General features: G+C 41.5%; 15 protein-coding genes and 3 pseudogenes (1 of these 18 only partly in view). 3 read left to right on the top strand and 15 right to left on the bottom strand.

Annotation, left to right across the window (positions count from 1 at the left end; genetic code table 11):
* The 13 genes and pseudogenes from QVP35_RS08410 to QVP35_RS08350 form a co-directional block, all read right to left on the bottom strand.
* Window positions 1-530: pseudogene (locus QVP35_RS08410) on the bottom strand (ABC transporter permease); the annotation flags it as partial.
* Window positions 530-1231, bottom strand: coding sequence for an ABC transporter ATP-binding protein (locus QVP35_RS08405; protein WP_006567025.1), 702 nt, complete (start codon window positions 1229-1231; stop codon window positions 530-532). The gene QVP35_RS08405 and the pseudogene QVP35_RS08410, both read right to left, overlap by 1 nt.
* Complete coding sequence (locus QVP35_RS08400; protein ID WP_009289672.1) at window positions 1228-1830, bottom strand: TetR/AcrR family transcriptional regulator; 603 nt, start codon at window positions 1828-1830, stop codon at window positions 1228-1230. Before QVP35_RS08400 ends, QVP35_RS08405 begins: the two co-directional genes overlap by 4 nt.
* A gap of 145 nt (window positions 1831-1975) precedes the next feature.
* Window positions 1976-2197 (bottom strand): hypothetical protein, encoded by a 222-nt coding sequence (locus QVP35_RS16605; RefSeq protein WP_009289673.1) that lies wholly within the window; start codon window positions 2195-2197, stop codon window positions 1976-1978.
* A 120-nt stretch (window positions 2198-2317) separates the two neighbouring features.
* Window positions 2318-2590, bottom strand: coding sequence for a type II toxin-antitoxin system RelB/DinJ family antitoxin (locus tag QVP35_RS08390; protein WP_006567029.1), 273 nt, complete (start codon window positions 2588-2590; stop codon window positions 2318-2320).
* A gap of 73 nt (window positions 2591-2663) precedes the next feature.
* On the bottom strand, window positions 2664-5015 hold the full coding sequence (locus QVP35_RS08385; protein WP_225103679.1) for an ABC transporter permease: 2352 nt from the start codon (window positions 5013-5015) through the stop codon (window positions 2664-2666).
* Window positions 5016-5028: 13 nt separating this feature from the next.
* Window positions 5029-5787 (bottom strand): ABC transporter ATP-binding protein, encoded by a 759-nt coding sequence (locus QVP35_RS08380; protein WP_009289676.1) that lies wholly within the window; start codon window positions 5785-5787, stop codon window positions 5029-5031.
* A 52-nt stretch (window positions 5788-5839) separates the two neighbouring features.
* Complete coding sequence (locus QVP35_RS08375) at window positions 5840-6970, bottom strand: HAMP domain-containing sensor histidine kinase (RefSeq protein WP_009289677.1); 1131 nt, start codon at window positions 6968-6970, stop codon at window positions 5840-5842.
* A gap of 111 nt (window positions 6971-7081) precedes the next feature.
* Window positions 7082-7762, bottom strand: coding sequence for a response regulator transcription factor (locus QVP35_RS08370; protein WP_009289678.1), 681 nt, complete (start codon window positions 7760-7762; stop codon window positions 7082-7084).
* On the bottom strand, window positions 7741-8244 hold the full coding sequence (locus QVP35_RS08365) for a GNAT family N-acetyltransferase (RefSeq protein WP_009289679.1): 504 nt from the start codon (window positions 8242-8244) through the stop codon (window positions 7741-7743). The genes QVP35_RS08370 and QVP35_RS08365 overlap by 22 nt, the downstream gene beginning before the upstream one ends.
* 115 nt (window positions 8245-8359) lie before the next feature.
* Entirely contained in the window at window positions 8360-9004 is a 645-nt protein-coding gene (locus QVP35_RS08360; RefSeq protein WP_009289680.1) for a hypothetical protein, read from the bottom strand.
* 135 nt (window positions 9005-9139) lie between these two features.
* Window positions 9140-9505, bottom strand: coding sequence for a hypothetical protein (locus QVP35_RS08355; protein ID WP_022261021.1), 366 nt, complete (start codon window positions 9503-9505; stop codon window positions 9140-9142).
* Window positions 9506-9536: 31 nt separating this feature from the next.
* Window positions 9537-11120, bottom strand: coding sequence for a DNA/RNA helicase domain-containing protein (locus QVP35_RS08350; protein WP_225103678.1), 1584 nt, complete (start codon window positions 11118-11120; stop codon window positions 9537-9539).
* A gap of 455 nt (window positions 11121-11575) precedes the next feature.
* Between QVP35_RS08350 and QVP35_RS08345 the strand changes: the two are divergent.
* From QVP35_RS08345 to QVP35_RS08335, 3 genes and pseudogenes are all read left to right on the top strand, one after another.
* Window positions 11576-12165, top strand: a pseudogene (locus QVP35_RS08345) (hydrolase).
* Between the two features lie 159 nt (window positions 12166-12324).
* Window positions 12325-12588: a CD3324 family protein gene (locus QVP35_RS08340; protein ID WP_009289684.1), complete on the top strand. Its 264-nt coding sequence runs from the start codon at window positions 12325-12327 to the stop codon at window positions 12586-12588.
* A gap of 156 nt (window positions 12589-12744) precedes the next feature.
* Window positions 12745-14073, top strand: a complete 1329-nt coding sequence (locus QVP35_RS08335) for a hypothetical protein (protein WP_022261019.1) — start codon at window positions 12745-12747, stop codon at window positions 14071-14073.
* Here the strand turns inward: QVP35_RS08335 and QVP35_RS08330 are convergent.
* Together QVP35_RS08330 and QVP35_RS08325 are read right to left on the bottom strand one after the other, a co-directional pair.
* Window positions 14070-15230 (bottom strand): cation diffusion facilitator family transporter, encoded by a 1161-nt coding sequence (locus QVP35_RS08330; protein WP_009289686.1) that lies wholly within the window; start codon window positions 15228-15230, stop codon window positions 14070-14072. The genes QVP35_RS08335 and QVP35_RS08330 overlap by 4 nt on opposite strands.
* Window positions 15227-15827 (bottom strand): annotated as a pseudogene (locus QVP35_RS08325) (MATE family efflux transporter) (it continues 725 nt past the right edge of the window). Before QVP35_RS08325 ends, QVP35_RS08330 begins: the two are co-directional and overlap by 4 nt.

The raw sequence follows: 15827 nt of genomic DNA, 5'->3' as shown, positions 1-15827 counted from the left end.
ACCATAGAGTCTTTTCCGGCCCCGTATATATATTCCGGACTGGAGACCAGCCCGAGGATTTTCCCCTTTATTGTAATACCTTTTTGAACAAATGTTATGGTATCACCGGTGCGAAATCCATTTTTCTTGGCAAATAAGTCATCCAGCCAGACACCTCTTCGTCTGCTGTCAAAACCCTGTCCGTCTCTTATAAGAAGTCTGGATATTTGATTGCTGTCGGCGGCATAACAGTCAATGGCTGTCTTTTCCCTGCCTTTTAGACTCATTGGGATGAAAAGTCTTCCTTCTGCCTGTTCTATTTTTTTGTCCTTTTTCAGACGTTTTATATCTTGTTTTGTAAAGGAGTCTCCGTACAGCCATTGGTCAGCGAGCTTCTGATTATTTATGTAAGCATCGAAGCGGCTTAAAAGCCCGCTCCATTCCCCGGTAATACCTGAGAACAGAAAGCAGCCAAAAAACATCATGAGAAAGATAGCCAGAAACTGTACTTTGTTTTTTCTGATGTCGCGAAATGTTTTTTTTATCAGCATTACCACTCCACCTCGCTTATTCTGAGGGGTGCTGTATTGATCTCCACACCTGTGATCTCCCCATTCCTGACCCGGATGACCTTATCTGCCGCTTTCGCTATATTGGCATTGTGCGTGACAATGAGCACTGTTTTCTTATCTTTTCTGCATAAGTTCCAGAGCTGTTCCAGTATCATGCATCCTGTCTCACTGTCCAATGCTCCGGTCGGTTCATCACAGAGCAGAATATCGGGGTTTTTGGCAATGGCTCTGGCGATGGATACCCGCTGCTGCTCTCCGCCGGAAAGCTGATCCGGGAACTTCTCTTCATGTCCGGAAAGTCCCACTTTTTTCAGAACTTCTGCTGCCGGAAGTGCTTCTCGTTTTAATTCTCTCATCAGATCCACATTTTCTTTTACAGTTAACGTGGGAATTAAATTATAAAATTGAAATACAAACCCAACTTTTCCGGCTCTGTAAAAAGACAGTTCTTTTTCAGTCAGACCTGTGATCTCCTGACCAGCCACTTCTGCGGTTCCGCTGTCCGCCCGGTCTATTCCTCCCAGAATATTTAAAAGCGTGGATTTTCCGGCGCCGCTGGGCCCTAAAATTGCAGTGAATTCTCCCGGTTCGACAGAAAAAGATACATCTTTCAGCGCATAGATATCGCGATCCCCGGTATGGTAAATCCTGCTGATATGATTCAGTTCTACAATCTTCATGGCTTCTCCTCCTGGTTCATGACAAGTCCCGCACAGAGCATCCGGAAAACCTGAATGAATTCTTTCTGTGCTTCCTCTGAATTTGGATGTTCCAAAAGAGCATGGCGGATACAGGATATAAACATTTCAGCGATAATATCCACATAGGGAGAATCACTGTCATCAAGGCCTAAATGCCATGCCATGTGTTCTTTGAACTGCTGTATAAATGACTTCTTTAATTCTAAAAAACGAGTGGTTTTAAGATCCAATAATATAAGCAGACGCTGATCTATCAAATACTGTATCTCTGATCCCTGGACTAATGACACGACATCATCCATCTGACCAAAAATTTCTTTGACTTCTTTTAAGGAATATACCTTTTGTTCTTTTTCAAAGTGCTGTTCTATTAGTTTATTAAGCCCCTCTATCGGCTCCTTCAGCAATTCTTCCAGTATTGCTTCTTTGTTATCAAAATAGTGATAGATATTTCCAATGGTTGTGTTTGCTTTTTTTGCGATGACTCTCAGAGAGGAACCTTCGTAGCCGTGAATCAGAAACTCCTGTTGGGCCGCATTTAAAATGGTTGTTCTGATCTCTTCTTTCTTTATCTGCATATCCTTACCTCCTGGGATCATCATAACTGCTTCTTATGTACCTTACAATACAATGGCAAATATAAAAATCAAAACATGACGAGCGATCATTATTCAAAACAAAAAGACACCCTGTATATAATACAAAGCGCCTTTTGTCCTGACTTTAATCCAGCATCTTATTCAGTTTTTTATCAAAACTTGCTATCGTATCTCCTAATACTCTGTGCCGTGAAATCAATATACAGTCCACAAAATCAAGAGATGTATCAGCAAATATAGTCAGTGCCTCACAGATTATTTCTCGATCTTCGATTAATACTTCGTCAAAAAAATCTATGAGTGTACTCCCAATTTCATTCCGTTCTATCTTGTATACGCCCGACAAAACATAAACTACTTCCGCAACGACTTCCGGCAGAGTAAAGGCCCCTTTTCAATGATCTGTCTGGCTTCTTCTGACATCTGCGGATGATCTCCCAAAAGATATCTTAAAATGACATTTGCGTCAATCAGTTTTCTCATGCTTTTCGATCATCGCCCTTTCGTATGAACCTTCCTCTTTTGCTGTCAGTTCAGAATCAGCATATCTTGAAAGCCGTCTGTACGTATTCCCTCGATTCGCAGTCATGACAAATGGCATCCCGTTTTCATTTACACTTTGCTGTGCGAAAATACGTACTGCCTCCGCAAAAGAGGTACCCATCTCCTTATAAAGAGTCTCCGCTTTTTCCTTCAAATCCGCATCCATACGAACCTGTAATGTTGCCTCCTTCGCCATAATATCGCCTCCTGTTTTTGTAATACAATCGTACTACAATCATAATTCTATGTCAATAGTATTAAATGATCATCTATATATCCTCAGCCAGCTGTCTCACGCCATACTTATTGATTCTTCTGGAAATCAGATAGGAAAAACCGATCAGAAATCCAACGATGATCAATACAGGCGGCAGTACACTGGACCCTGTGATTTCCGCATGAAATTTTGAGATCCCAAGACTGCTAAACATCAAACCAAACATCCGGTTGGTAAACAGCCCTGCAAAAACCAGACCAAAAACTGTTCCAAGAATTCCGATAATACCAAAGGAAAAGGCAAACTGCAGCCGCAGGTTTCTTATAGAATACCCCATACTCCTCTGAATGGCAAACTCTCTTCTCTGTTTCTTTAAGAGGGTTATAGACAGCAGAAACGTAATGAATCCGATGATAAAAATACACAGCATATAAAATAGGATCACCAAAGCCAGAACTCCAAGCTGGGCATCTTCAAGCAGTGATTTTATCTGCTTTTCTGTATTTTCCACCTTTAACTCCAGGTTTTTCTGCTTTCCTAAATCTTTAACTTTTTTTATAACAAACTTCGTCTCAGCATTTTCTTTCAGAAGAAGTTCACAGGACTGATATTTAAAATCCGGTTCCAGCCGCTGGAATCCTTTCAGACTCATGCATCCTACTTTTCCGGCGTCGTTGGTGGACTGGTATATGCCGACCACCAGATATCTTTTCCGGCGTCCCCCGTGGCTGACTGTTACCATGTCCCCTTCCCTCTTCCCCAGATAGTTTGATGAAACTTCTGTCAGCATCATCTCATTATCATACTTTGGAACGCGTCCCTTTAAAGGGTCCAGGAAATTTTCATTATTAAATTGGCTTACAACCTGCAGCAGCATTTTCTGATGTTCCATATCTAAATACTGGCTTTCCGTTGAATAGATTGATTTTACCTCAGATAATTTTTTCGTATCTTCTATAAAATCCTGAAACAGTATACTGCTGTCGGCGGACAAATCTGATGTGTTTGCAATGGAGATATCTGAAGCTGAACTTCCGAATAAGACTGCTGTTTTTCTAATATCAGTCATATTTTCATGCAGTGCCGAGATACTCACCATGGAATAAATCATAAATCCGCAGACAATGACTAAGAGCAGATACTGGGGAAGACGAACCGATACATGTTTCACAGCCAGCCTTAAAGGCAGCGAAGGAAGATTGAGTTTTACCAGGGAAACCTGATACCTTTTTGTAAAACAGATGTCTTTTTTACCATTTCTTATGGCCTGAACAGTTGAAATCTTTTGGACACACCGAAGGCTCATCCAGGCAGTCAGTACGACAAAAAGGGCAGCCGCCAAAATTGAAAGTATGACCGGTTCCAGGCGTATCCCTCCGTGCCATAAAATCCCTGAACCTTCCATTGCAGTTTCTCCCAGAGAAGGTACGGTAAAAAATGACCCAAAAAGTCCGGCCACTCCTCCGGCTCCAAATAAAAACGCCGTCTGCAGGATTTTTGCACCCAAAAGCTTCCTTTTTGAATAGCCAAGAGCGTTAAGAATCCCCAGTTCTTTGTAATCATCCTCCAAAGATGAGGCGATCAGGTAGCGGATAGTGATCAGCATGACCGTCAGCATAAGCAGACTGAATAGAAAGATCAGTCCCAAAAAAATGTCTGTCAAAGCCATGGCCGACATTTTCATCAGCGGCTGTTCGATATATTCTGTTCCCTTTCTGGCAAAGCCTGTTTTGCCGTTCAGCTCTTTGATCCTGGACGTGAAATCCTTCCCGGTATCATGATTCGTCCAAAGACTTACCATCGTGCTCTTATAATTTAAAGCTTCCGTTGTTTTTGAAAGTTTCTCATATGTTTTCCGATCCAAAAACAGTTGTTTAAAACCGGTCATTGTGCTTCCGAGAAACGGGTCTTCAAAAAAACCTGCGATTCGGTACTTTTTGATCTGACCGGACAATTTCAGAGTCACAATATCCCCTGTCTCCAGGTGCTTGGAATCCTTTAAGGTAATAGGGAGATAAATTCCATCCCGTTTCCGTGTTCCTTCTGTCAGGCTGTACTGGTCCGGAAATGCCCGGATAATGGTACCACTGGAAAACCAGCTGTCATCTTTGAAACGGACAGTCTGATTTTCTCTGAGCAGAAGGATATTTTCCTTCATAACTTCTTCTGTCTCCGGCTGCTTTTGAAGGTTTTTAGTAACTTCATCTGCGTCTGAATGCTGTCCTTTGTTAAAAATATTGATGACTTCCGGCAGGTGCATCCTGGCAGCCGCCTCGTCATACTGCTCCTGGCTCTGCCATAGAACAGAGACGGACGTTGATATTAGCAGGGTAATCAAAAAGCTGAGAAGAAAAATAACCGCTGCCTGGCTTTTCCGTTTTCGGATATCATTCTTTATCATCATGAGGATGCCCATACTACCACCCCATTCCCGAAAGCCAGCCAATCAGCTGTTTTTCTCTTGCCGCAGCACTCTTTTCTTCATATGGGGCAAGGTTTAATTCACCCTCGATTTTTCCATCCTTCAAATATAAAATACGGTCGGCCATGAGCGCTGCTTTTATGTCATGAGTTACGATTAAAATATCTTGTCCAGTCCTGCTCATAGAATAGAGAAGTTCTAATATTTCTTTTCCGGAAGATGAATTTAAGGAACCGGTTGGTTCATCGGCAAACAATATTTTGGGATGATTAATTAATGTTCTTGCAATGGCACACCGCTGCTGCTGGCCCCCGGACATCTGTGATGGCAGCCTTCCGGAAAGTTCAGGGATTCCGACGTGCTCCAGCAGATCTCTGGCCTCCTCGTGTGTTTTTCTTCTGCTTCTTCCCTTTTTCAGATATCCCGCGGTACAGATATTTTCCAAACATGTCATATGGGATAGTAGGTTCATCTGCTGAAAGATAAATCCTGTCGTCTCCTGTCTGAACCGGGCAGTTTCCTTGTCATTCTGTTTCCGAAGGAGTTCTCCGCAGATAGAGACAGTACCGCTGGTGACGGAATCCATCCCGCTCAGCATGTAAAGCAGCGTGGACTTTCCGGAACCGCTGGGTCCCATGATCACGGTGAACTGCCCCTCGTAGATCTTCAGATCGATATTTTTTAATATATGCATCTGCTGGCCTTCGCTGGCATAGCTTTTACATAGGTTTGATGTCTCAATGATTGATTTCATATTTTGATCCTCCTTATGCTGCTATCCTAGCAAAAGAATTCTTAAATAGTCTTTAAATCACGTGCTTTACTTTTAGAAGATACAAAGAGACCTGCAGTCCTTCCCTGTTCTCAAGTTCCAGCTTCCCTTCCATCTGTCTCATCAGCAGCTCACTCAAGTACAGGCCAAGCCCCGCTCCCTGCTGATTAAGGGCATTCCTTCCCCGGTAGAACTTTTGCTTCGCATATAAGAAGTCCTCCTCAGGAATTCCCGGACCACAGTCTTTGAAACGAATCACCGCGTACTGCTCCTGATCTTCCATTTTAATTTCCACAGGAGAACCTGCCGCACATTTTTCAGCATTTCCAAGAATATTATCTGTCACCTGAATCAAGCGCCGCTCATCTGCCAGGACAGTCCTCTGGATATTACAGGGAGATACTGTCGTGCCAGCTCCACTGAGAGGCGCCAAAACTCTTTCATAAATTTCCATGAAATCAATCGGAAGAGGAGAGACTTCCAGCCGATCCATATCATTTAATGAATGTAAAAACAGATCATCAGTCAATGCACTGACCTCATCGCATTTTCTCATGATCGTTTCCAAATAACGATTCCGCTTGTCCGGTGTGCTGTCCAACATCACGGAGAGACCTTCGCAATAATTTCGGATATTGGAGACTGGAGTCTTGATATCGTGGGAAATTCCGGCAATCATTGTCTTGTTCCGCTCCTGTGCCTCTTCCTCCTTTTTTCTGGATTCCCTGAGTTCCGTCCTCATGCTGTCAAACGCCCAGGTAAATACTCCGAACATTTTGGAACGTTCCGCCTCCAGAGGAAAATCCAGATTCCCTCTGGCAATCTCCCCGGCAAACCGTTCCATTCTGGAAAGAGGACGTATGGCATAAAAGTAGAAATATAAGAAAAAGTACGACATGGCTACAAATAAAATACCGCAGACCGGTCCATAAATTCTTGCAGCTGAGAAATCATCTTTTGTCTCAAAAGACATTTTTTCAGCTTTCTCCCATAAAATATCCTGCTGTTCTTTTGAAAGGGTTTTGTCATGTATGATCTCATTCCACACAGGAAGCGGTTTTATTACAGAATAGGATTTCTCCTTTATATACATTCCCCCGATCAAAGCGAGTATGCCAAAAAGAATATAAAATACAAAAACAATTTTTATAAAATGTAATTTCATGAGTTCTTCTCCATTATCTCCAGTCGGCTCTGGAAAGGCCTTCTTCCGACAATGGAGAAGAACTATCGCAGATGGCACCTTTTGTATCTAAGCAGCCTGCTCCAGAAGACATTACTCCTCAAAGCGGTAACCCTTTCCGTATACAGTCAAAATATGTTCCGGATGGGAGGGGTCTCTTTCGATCTTTTCTCTCAGCCACCGGATATGGACTGACAGCACAGAAGGCGTGGATTCCGAACCATATCCCCAAATTTCCGTAAACAGCCGCTCTTTTGTCAAAATCTCTCCCGGATGCGCGGCCAGATAAGCAAGAAGCTCGTACATTTTTGAAGTCATTTCCAGCGGACTGTCTGCTTTTGTTACAGACTTTCTCTTCTGGTCAATAATGATATCAGAAAAACAGAGAGGCTTTAAAACAGAATAACCATAGGTTCTCCTCAGCAGCGCCAAGACTCGGGAATACAGTTCCGCCAGAGAATAGGGCTTTGAGAGATAATCGTCTCCGCCAAGCATCAGGCCTTTTACTTTATCTGTATCACTGGTCCTGGCAGAAATGAAAATGACAGGAAGCTCTGTTTCGTTTCTTAGCTTTTCTATGAACTGAAAGCCATTCATTCCGGGAAGATTAATATCCAGGATAATCAGTCTGATAGGATGCTGATACAAAGCTTCAAATGCCTCTTCGCCGCTTTCTGCCCGGATACATCCAAACCCCTTTTCTTCCATATAATCTATGGCGATCTCTGCCAGATCCCTGTCGTCTTCTACGATCAATATCTCTGATTGAAGCATGGAATATCCTCCTGTCTGTCATGCCGGGAATGACTCATTAAATAATTTGTCAGATACATACCCTGGCGTTGTGCCCGCTGTTCTTTCACAACTTTGTACCCTCTTTTTTCAAAGAACGGTTTTGCAGTAATGGATGCATGTGTGATAATTTTTCTCCCTTGTACTGCCTGTTCCAGCTGATCGCAGATAGCTGAGGCAATTCCTTCTCTTTGATAATCTTTATGAACAAACAGGCGGTCTAAATATCCTGTATGATCAATGTCTCCAAAGCCCACGATAACATCATCTTTAACTGCAACATATGTAATATTTGCTGATAAAGATTCATTCCATCTTTTTAAATCGGCACTTCCGGCTGCCCACACATTTAATTGTTCTTCAGTATAATCTTCTGCGTTGACTGCGTGGATCGTGTTATAAAAAAGTTCCGCCAGTTCCTTACCGTCAGAAGATTGATATATTCGAATTGATAGGTTTTTCATAATATTCTTTCTATGTGCTAAAAAACAGCTCAAAAGATCTAATAAAAAGTTTCAAAAAAAGATTGCCAAGTCACATACCACGCGTGTTTTTATCATTCGTTAAAATAAAAATATATTATTTAACCCCTCCTGCCAGGGGTGGTATTGTCCGTTCTAAATCTCCTCTCAATGCTCTTGCATTAAAAATACGACTATGATCCCGGACAAATACTTCTAAATTGCGTAACCAAAAATCCAGAGAAACTTTTCTATCTTCACTTATAAGTATAAGGATATCCTGTAAGTATTCCCTCATCATAAATCCTTGCTCTACATTACCTAATAAGTTTTTATATTTCTCTGTAAAATCACATTTTGCAGACAAATTCCCTCTAAAATAATCAGGTCGAATCTTTTCCACACTGTCTAATTGATGGAGCATCAAATAGACATTATGTAATACAAAAAGAACTTCACTTTTGGGCAATGCTTTCACTTCTCTAACCAATACAATAAGTTGTACACATGCTCCCTTTAAGTCATCTTGATCTAAACATTTTATTGCATCATTTAGTATACTTTCTTTATAACTTAATTCTTCTCCATATACTGAAACATGGTTTATTAAGGATTTTGCTAATTCACAATAATCATCATCACCAATATATTTAACTATCAACGATTTTTGGTATACTGTTTTTCTATAAAAATGCCATCCAGTTTTAATACAGGGTAAATATACAAAATATACAATATCATTTGTTACAGTTATAGCAGACAATACAAACCATCTAATGCCCCCAAATATATTATTATTTCCTAATAGATGTTCTAAATTTATTTCATCTCCATCTACTAGTCCCCCTATAGAAAAACTATTCTCTGAATGAATAGCTCCGCTTGTATTTAATTCACCTTATGTCATAAAATCATTTCTTATATTTGCAATTTGAATTTTTACATTTAAGATTGGAGAATTTTGAGGATTTCTAGCAAAAATAATTTCGTTTTTAATATAGAAAAAGGGTAACGATTTCTCGAATTTATCCTTCTCGTCCATTTCATATTTCTCTTCTTTCTGTTTTTCTTTCTCTAAACGTTCTTGTTTGTCTTTGTTCACCTGAAAAAAATACAATAAAGCAGGTATCGTTAAAGGAAGAGTAAGTTCTATAAACTTAATAAGCGCTTGATTGTTACCTAATAGATCCATAATTTTATTATTACAGAAATATATTATTATTAAAACGAATATATAGCTTAATATTAATTTAAATAACATCATAATACTATTCCTCAATTATTATCTTGTTCATCTATCTCGCAGCTTCTTTTAATGCTTCTCTCAATTCTTTATCGCATGCATAAATATATAATCCATTCACTCCCCGGGTCATCAGGACTCTTACTTCATGCTGGATTAAAGTTTCTCCAAATCTCTGCTTCGTACCATCCGACAATGTACGTTTTCTGGTTGCTTTTAAATTCCAGCTTTCACTTGGGTCGAAAACAATCTTGCCATTGCGGTACTTAACAGACGGGCCAAGGATTACACCTGCGTAATTCAGGTCAAATCCCTGAATTGTAAAGGTGGAACCCACCTCATCTATTGTCTGCGGCTGTTCCGCCCAGGCAAGTGTTTTATTCTTGTTTTTCTCTTTTCTTCCCAGTTCCTTGTCCAGCTCATGGTTCCATGGTTTATGCCAATCACCAATCAGCACTTCCCAATATTTCTTCATTCTCTTTTCCATGGATGAATTCTGGCTATATTCCCAATCATAGGTTGCTATCATCCGGGAAAGCTTATGTTCTTCCTCCGCGGCTTTCGTCTTGACTGCAGTCTCAAGCTCAGCCGGATGTTCAAAGATTTTTATCTCATATCCTGTGGTATCCATTGGAATTGCTGATAGATGATTCTCTTTTGTAAAATTATCTATCCAGGAAATCGTTTCATCTGATGCAGTAATTCTCATCTGCTTTGTCAGCTTAAAATGATTTCCATTTTCTTTGGCTTTCTCTCTATAATTTCCTAATATTTCTGTTTCCCAATACTGCTCTGTTGTTAAAATCTGATTTTCATCAAACATAACCACAGTGACTTTGGCCCTCTCAATGATATCCTGGAGCTGATTTTTACCCCGATAGGATTGTTTTCCCTGTGTTAATAGCAGATGAGCCTCATCAATAAATGCCACGTCTATCGGTTTACCCGCTGAGTGATGATTGATAAAAGTTGTTGGTTTAGATACAACCCTTCCATATTTATTTTTTAAACCTAATTTTTCTGCTATTTGCTCATATACCGTAATCTGCTCATCATGATTTACTATCAGACAACACTGGAAATCCGTCATTTTTTCTTCTTCTGCCATCAAGTACAGCTCGTAAAAAGTGCTGCTGTTAAGAACGGTTTTTCCTGTTCCGGCTTCTCCGTCAATAAAAATAAGCTGTCCATCTCCATTCTGCTCATTCAATACACTGAAAACCCTTTCTATAATCCTGTCTCTTATATCTTCCTGCTCTTGTGTCAGTTTATGAAGAGGTGAAGCCTTAAATAACGCTGAATCCTTTATAACACTTTCATTTGGAAACATTGATGGGTCTGTTTTTCTCAGCTTATGCCAGATCCTTCGAAAGATATCATTCACTTCAAAATCAGGATAATATCTGTTCTGCGGATTTGTCCTTTTATTATGTATTCTTTTTACCGAATCAACCCCCATCATATAAAGCATTAAGCGGTTTTCAATATCCATGGTTAAAGATTTATTAAAATGGTCATGGCCGATAATATACAAACTTGCCGACTTTCTTCTCAGCTGGGACCTCCAGTTCTGTTTGTCCTCTGATTGATCAAAATGCTGTTTTGTTCTCTGAATAATATTATTTGATTCACCCACATATACCTCATAGCTTCCGCTCTTTTTCCAGTTATGTATATAAACCGTAGGATAATCTAACAAGACTGTTTTTTCTTTTTCTGAAGCCTTATTTAATAATTTTTCCTGAAAATTATGTAAGCCATGCATATTGTCATTTATTTTATGTATGATAGGTTCCAAATCAATTCCTTGTATCATGTTTATAAAAAAAAATAAACACATACTTTCCTTTCTTTTAAAATATCTTTTCTTACAAAACAAAAGAAATTGCATTACAATCTTCACTTAAAATCAACAAATTGTATCATTTCCTTCTTAAATTCTAATATCTTCCTGTGTAATTGTCAAACAGGTATCCTCTCCTTATGAGCCGTTATAATCCCGAAGTTCTGCTGATTTTACTTTCTCCACCGAAGATGCTAAAATAGTGCCAGAATAATCGTTAAACAATCACATCCGCAAAGGAGGTTTCTATGGAATCGGCAGTTACACGTGACGAAGCTTTTGAGCTGTTGAAACAATATAACAAAGAACCTTTTCACATCCAGCATGCACTGACAGTGGAAGGTGTCATGAAATGGTATGCAAACGAACTAGGCTTCGGACAGGAAGAAGACTACTGGGGCATCACAGGACTTCTTCATGATATTGACTTTGAACTTTATCCGGAAAAACACTGCCAAAAAGCACCGGAGCTCCTGCGGGCAGGAGGTATTGGAGAGGACATGATCCGCTCTGTCTGTTCCCACGGCTATGGGATCTGTTCCGATGTCCGGCCTGAACATGAGATGGAAAAAGTCCTGTTTGCGGCCGACGAACTGACTGGTCTGATTGGAGCCGCTGCATTAATGCGTCCTTCTAAAAGCGTACAGGATATGAAACTATCCAGTGTCCGCAAAAGTTTAAAGATAAAAAGTTTGCGGCAGGATGTTCCCGGGATGTAATTTCACAAGGAGCTGAGAACCTCGGCTGGGAGCTGAATGAACTATTTGAAAAAACGATTCTTGCCATGCGTTCCTGCGAAAATCAGATCCGGCAGGAAATGCAAAAATATGAACAGTAGGAGGTAACCCACCATGTGTATTAACAAAAAAAGACAAGCAGATGTTACCCTCCATGCAGAGCCGAACAAAAAAAGTGCCGGCTGCATGGAGTAAACAGGCACTTTTGATATGCGGCTTTGCATCCAAGAACAACGATGTTTAAGGAAACGAGGCCAAATATGAAATATAAAAATGCATCTTCCCTTCTTCCTGCGGCCCTTGTGGAACAGCTTCAGGACTACCTGCAGGGAGAATATTTATATATTCCTAAAAAAGAAGATCAGCATAAAAGCTGGGGTGACCAGACCGGAAGCCGGCTCAGGATCAGCAAACGCAATGCCTGTATCCGGAGAGATTTTCAGCTTGGGAAGTCAATAGAAAATCTGTCAGAGACATATTTTCTATCTGTACACACTATCAGGAAGATTATATACAGCAAATAAAATATCTGGAAAAAGTGCGGTTTATAGATTGGAAACCGCACTTTTGTTTTGCGCATGAAACTTTCTGAATCCATAAGTATAAAATGATTCTGTATCAATTCGTATATTGAGGGAAACTTATCTCTCTGATATTCTTTGATGCAGGAGGTGTTACTTATGAAACAAAATAGAAAGACTGCATCATTTGGATTTGCACAAACGGATATTACCCCGAGCGTATCCGTAGAAATGGTTGGATTTTCAAGAACAAACAATAAATCAAGGGGTGTTCTTCATCCATTGAAAGCACAAGTCCTGATATTCAGGACCGCAGATAAAACAATATGTCTGACAGCCATCGACAGTCTGGGATTTACCGTAAAATTAACGTCTCAATTAAGGAAGCAGATGTCAAATGTACTGAATGTTCCCGTTGACAACATCATGATCTGCTTTTCCCATACTCACTCTGCTCCGAATGCTGCAGCAGAAAGTGCCTATTTTACCTTCGTGTGTGACCGTATATGTTCTGTCCTGAAAACGGCCCTGAAAAATATGAAACCATTCTATGCCGGATGGGGTATTGCAGAACATGACATTGGAGTCAATCGGAGATCCGGAAAAGTTTTAAGAGATCCCCGTCTGGGAGTTTTAAAGCTTTCCAAGCCCGATGGCAGTCCGGCACTGCTCCTGCTTCGGGTATCCGCCCATGCAAATGTCCTTACAAGTGACAACTATAAAATTTCTTCCGATTATTTCGGCGTAACCAGACAAAAACTTTCTGAATCGTTTGGATGTCCGGTTATGATGATTCAGGGGGCATCTGGAGATCTCCGCCCCAGATTCCAGCAGGAAAACGCTGAGTTTATGGAGATTTATGGTGTGGACGCCTTAGAAGAACCATATACTGCCCAAGAAAAAGAAAAATATTTCAGACAGAGCACAGAATCCTTAAACAAAATGGCAGAATCCGTATTTCAGTCTGCTGCTTCCATCTTTACTGCTTTAAAAACAATGCCGGTATACTGTGTCTCTATGTGTTCTGTAAGACACAGGTTCACAGCCGATGTTCCGCCTTTGAACCGGGCCGCTGAAATCGCGGCTGAAGCAAAGGAAAAGGCCAGAATTGACGGAACAGGATGGCTGCAGGAGGTCCGCAGGCTGCACCATGAACACATCCCTGCTCAGACAGCAGACATTGAATTTCAATATTTTTTATTGAATGAAGGATGTCTCTGCGGTGTTCCCAATGAAATCATGTGCGAAATATCTCTGGATGCGTGGCATCGGTCAAAGGATTCCCTTCTTTTCCTAAACGGCTATACCAATGGGATTGACAGTTACCTTCCCACAGCTGAGGAATATGATGAGGGCGGTTATGAAGTCCTCTGGTCTAATCTGATCTATTATCCTTATCACGGAAGGGTCATGCCGCTGAACCGGGAATCTGCCCGCCGGATGTCATCCTTTGCAGTGGCTGACCGAAAGAATCTTCTGGCGGATTAGTCTGCCCCTATTCTTTTTTCTGCCTGATGTGAAGTCTTCCAGGCTTTGACATGATTGTTTTCCATGACAGGGTGTAATCTCAGCTGATACTGCCCGCCGTGCTGACGGACCATCCGGCTCAGTTCCCCGTAAACCAGTTCCCGTTTCTTCTGCTGGGAAACAGGAATACTGATGTCCGCCGTTATGAGAATGTTTGCCCCAGATTTGATCAAATAAAAATGATGAATGTTTAATAATCGATGGATTTCTTTCGCTTTCTCTTTTAAATCTTTTTTTATTTCCTGTATCTCAGGAGACTCTTCTGCCATTATATCCGCCTGGACCGTACAGCTGCATCCAAACTTCTGCTCTATTTCTATAGAAAGCTCTGAGGCCCGGGCGCAGACAGTATTTTCTGTTCCAAGAACCTTTGCCGAGACCACATAATGGTTGAGCCCGTAGTCATGAATCATTAATTCATAACAACTCTTGATGCCTTTCTTTTGCATTATCATCTCTTCTATCTTTTCTGCTATGGAACTATCGGCCTGCATACCGATTACTTTCTGTACAATGGCTGAAAAGCTTTTGACTCCATTGAATATAATCAGTGCCGCCACTCCGACCCCGCACCATCCATCTATTTTCCAGGAAGTAAATTCTGCGGCGAGAGCTGAAATCAGTACTGCGGATGTAGCGAGTGCATCGGCCAGTGAATCATTTGAAACAGCTTTTAATGTCTCTGACTGCCGCCGCTCTCCTGCCCGCTTCTGTATAAAATGCATCCATATCTTAACAAATACAGACAGGAGCAGCACAATAAATACGGAACCCGGATACTGGGACTGCTGTCCTTGATATACGGCGGACCCAGAGGATTTGAGCAGTTCTAATCCTATCGTGATTACCGATGCAGAGGTCAGCATGCCAAGGATCCATTCCAGTCTCCCGTGCCCAAACGGATGATGTCTTCCAGCGCCGCATCCTGCCGCCCAGAGCCCAAGCATTGTAATAGCCGATGTCCCTGCATCTGTCAGGCTGTTCCATCCGTCTGCGGTTATTGTTACAGAATGGCTGACAGCGCCGGCTCCAAATTTCACAGCACACAGCAATAAGTTTAATGCAATGCCCAGCACGGTAAGTCCGAAAATGCCGATTCCTTTCTTTTCCCCTTTCATATATTTTCCTCCTTCATCTGTTCCATAGACCGGCTGCCGTTTTGGATTCCCAATATTTCATTCATCTTCCATGCAAACCACAGAGTCATCAGTGCCGAACAGATATCCGCCGCCGGCTGAGCCCACACAATCCCTGAAAGTCCGAAGAGTTTTGGAAGGATTAAAATACACGGAAAGAAAAAGATCCCCTGCCTTCTTAAACTCAGAATACTTCCGGCACCGCTTCTCCCTGCCGACAGATATAGGGAGGCATAAACCATCTGAAACCCAAAAGTAAGAAACATCAGCGCATTCAGCCTCAGTGCTTTTCCTCCCAGGGCCAGCATCTGAGGGTCAGTTCCAAACAGCCCGATTACCTCTCCGGAATACAGAATACATAGAAATGACATGAGAATACAAAAGGCAGTAGACCATAAACTGCACAGCTTTACCGCCTCTCTGAGCCGTTCATACTGCCCTGCGCCAAAGTTAAAACCTGCAAACGGCTGAAATCCCTTCATAAAGCCAAAGACGACATAGATACCGACCGTCATGACCCGGCTGACTGCACCCATGGCTGCGACTGCATAATCCCCGTACTCTTTTGCCGCCGGAGTT

The organism is Anaerostipes sp. CAG:276, from assembly GCF_000432215.1.
Taxonomy (GTDB): domain Bacteria; phylum Bacillota; class Clostridia; order Lachnospirales; family Lachnospiraceae; genus Anaerostipes; species Anaerostipes caccae.
This window is presented reverse-complemented; position numbering and strand designations above follow the sequence as displayed.

Excerpts from the sequence above, each read along its gene's own strand:
- QVP35_RS08405 (WP_006567025.1), bottom strand. The coding sequence starts at position 1,231 with ATGAAGATTGTAGAACTGAATCATATCAGCAGGATTTACCATACCGGG.
- QVP35_RS08400 (WP_009289672.1), bottom strand. The coding sequence starts at position 1,830 with ATGCAGATAAAGAAAGAAGAGATCAGAACAACCATTTTAAATGCGGCC.
- QVP35_RS08390 (WP_006567029.1), bottom strand. The coding sequence starts at position 2,590 with ATGGCGAAGGAGGCAACATTACAGGTTCGTATGGATGCGGATTTGAAG.
- QVP35_RS08385 (WP_225103679.1), bottom strand. The coding sequence starts at position 5,015 with ATGATGATAAAGAATGATATCCGAAAACGGAAAAGCCAGGCAGCGGTT.
- QVP35_RS08380 (WP_009289676.1), bottom strand. The coding sequence starts at position 5,787 with ATGAAATCAATCATTGAGACATCAAACCTATGTAAAAGCTATGCCAGC.
- QVP35_RS08375 (WP_009289677.1), bottom strand. The coding sequence starts at position 6,970 with ATGAAATTACATTTTATAAAAATTGTTTTTGTATTTTATATTCTTTTT.
- QVP35_RS08370 (WP_009289678.1), bottom strand. The coding sequence starts at position 7,762 with ATGCTTCAATCAGAGATATTGATCGTAGAAGACGACAGGGATCTGGCA.
- QVP35_RS08365 (WP_009289679.1), bottom strand. The coding sequence starts at position 8,244 with ATGAAAAACCTATCAATTCGAATATATCAATCTTCTGACGGTAAGGAA.
- QVP35_RS08355 (WP_022261021.1), bottom strand. The coding sequence starts at position 9,505 with ATGATGTTATTTAAATTAATATTAAGCTATATATTCGTTTTAATAATA.
- QVP35_RS08340 (WP_009289684.1), top strand. The coding sequence starts at position 12,325 with ATGAAATATAAAAATGCATCTTCCCTTCTTCCTGCGGCCCTTGTGGAA.
- QVP35_RS08335 (WP_022261019.1), top strand. The coding sequence starts at position 12,745 with ATGAAACAAAATAGAAAGACTGCATCATTTGGATTTGCACAAACGGAT.
- QVP35_RS08330 (WP_009289686.1), bottom strand. The coding sequence starts at position 15,230 with ATGAAAGGGGAAAAGAAAGGAATCGGCATTTTCGGACTTACCGTGCTG.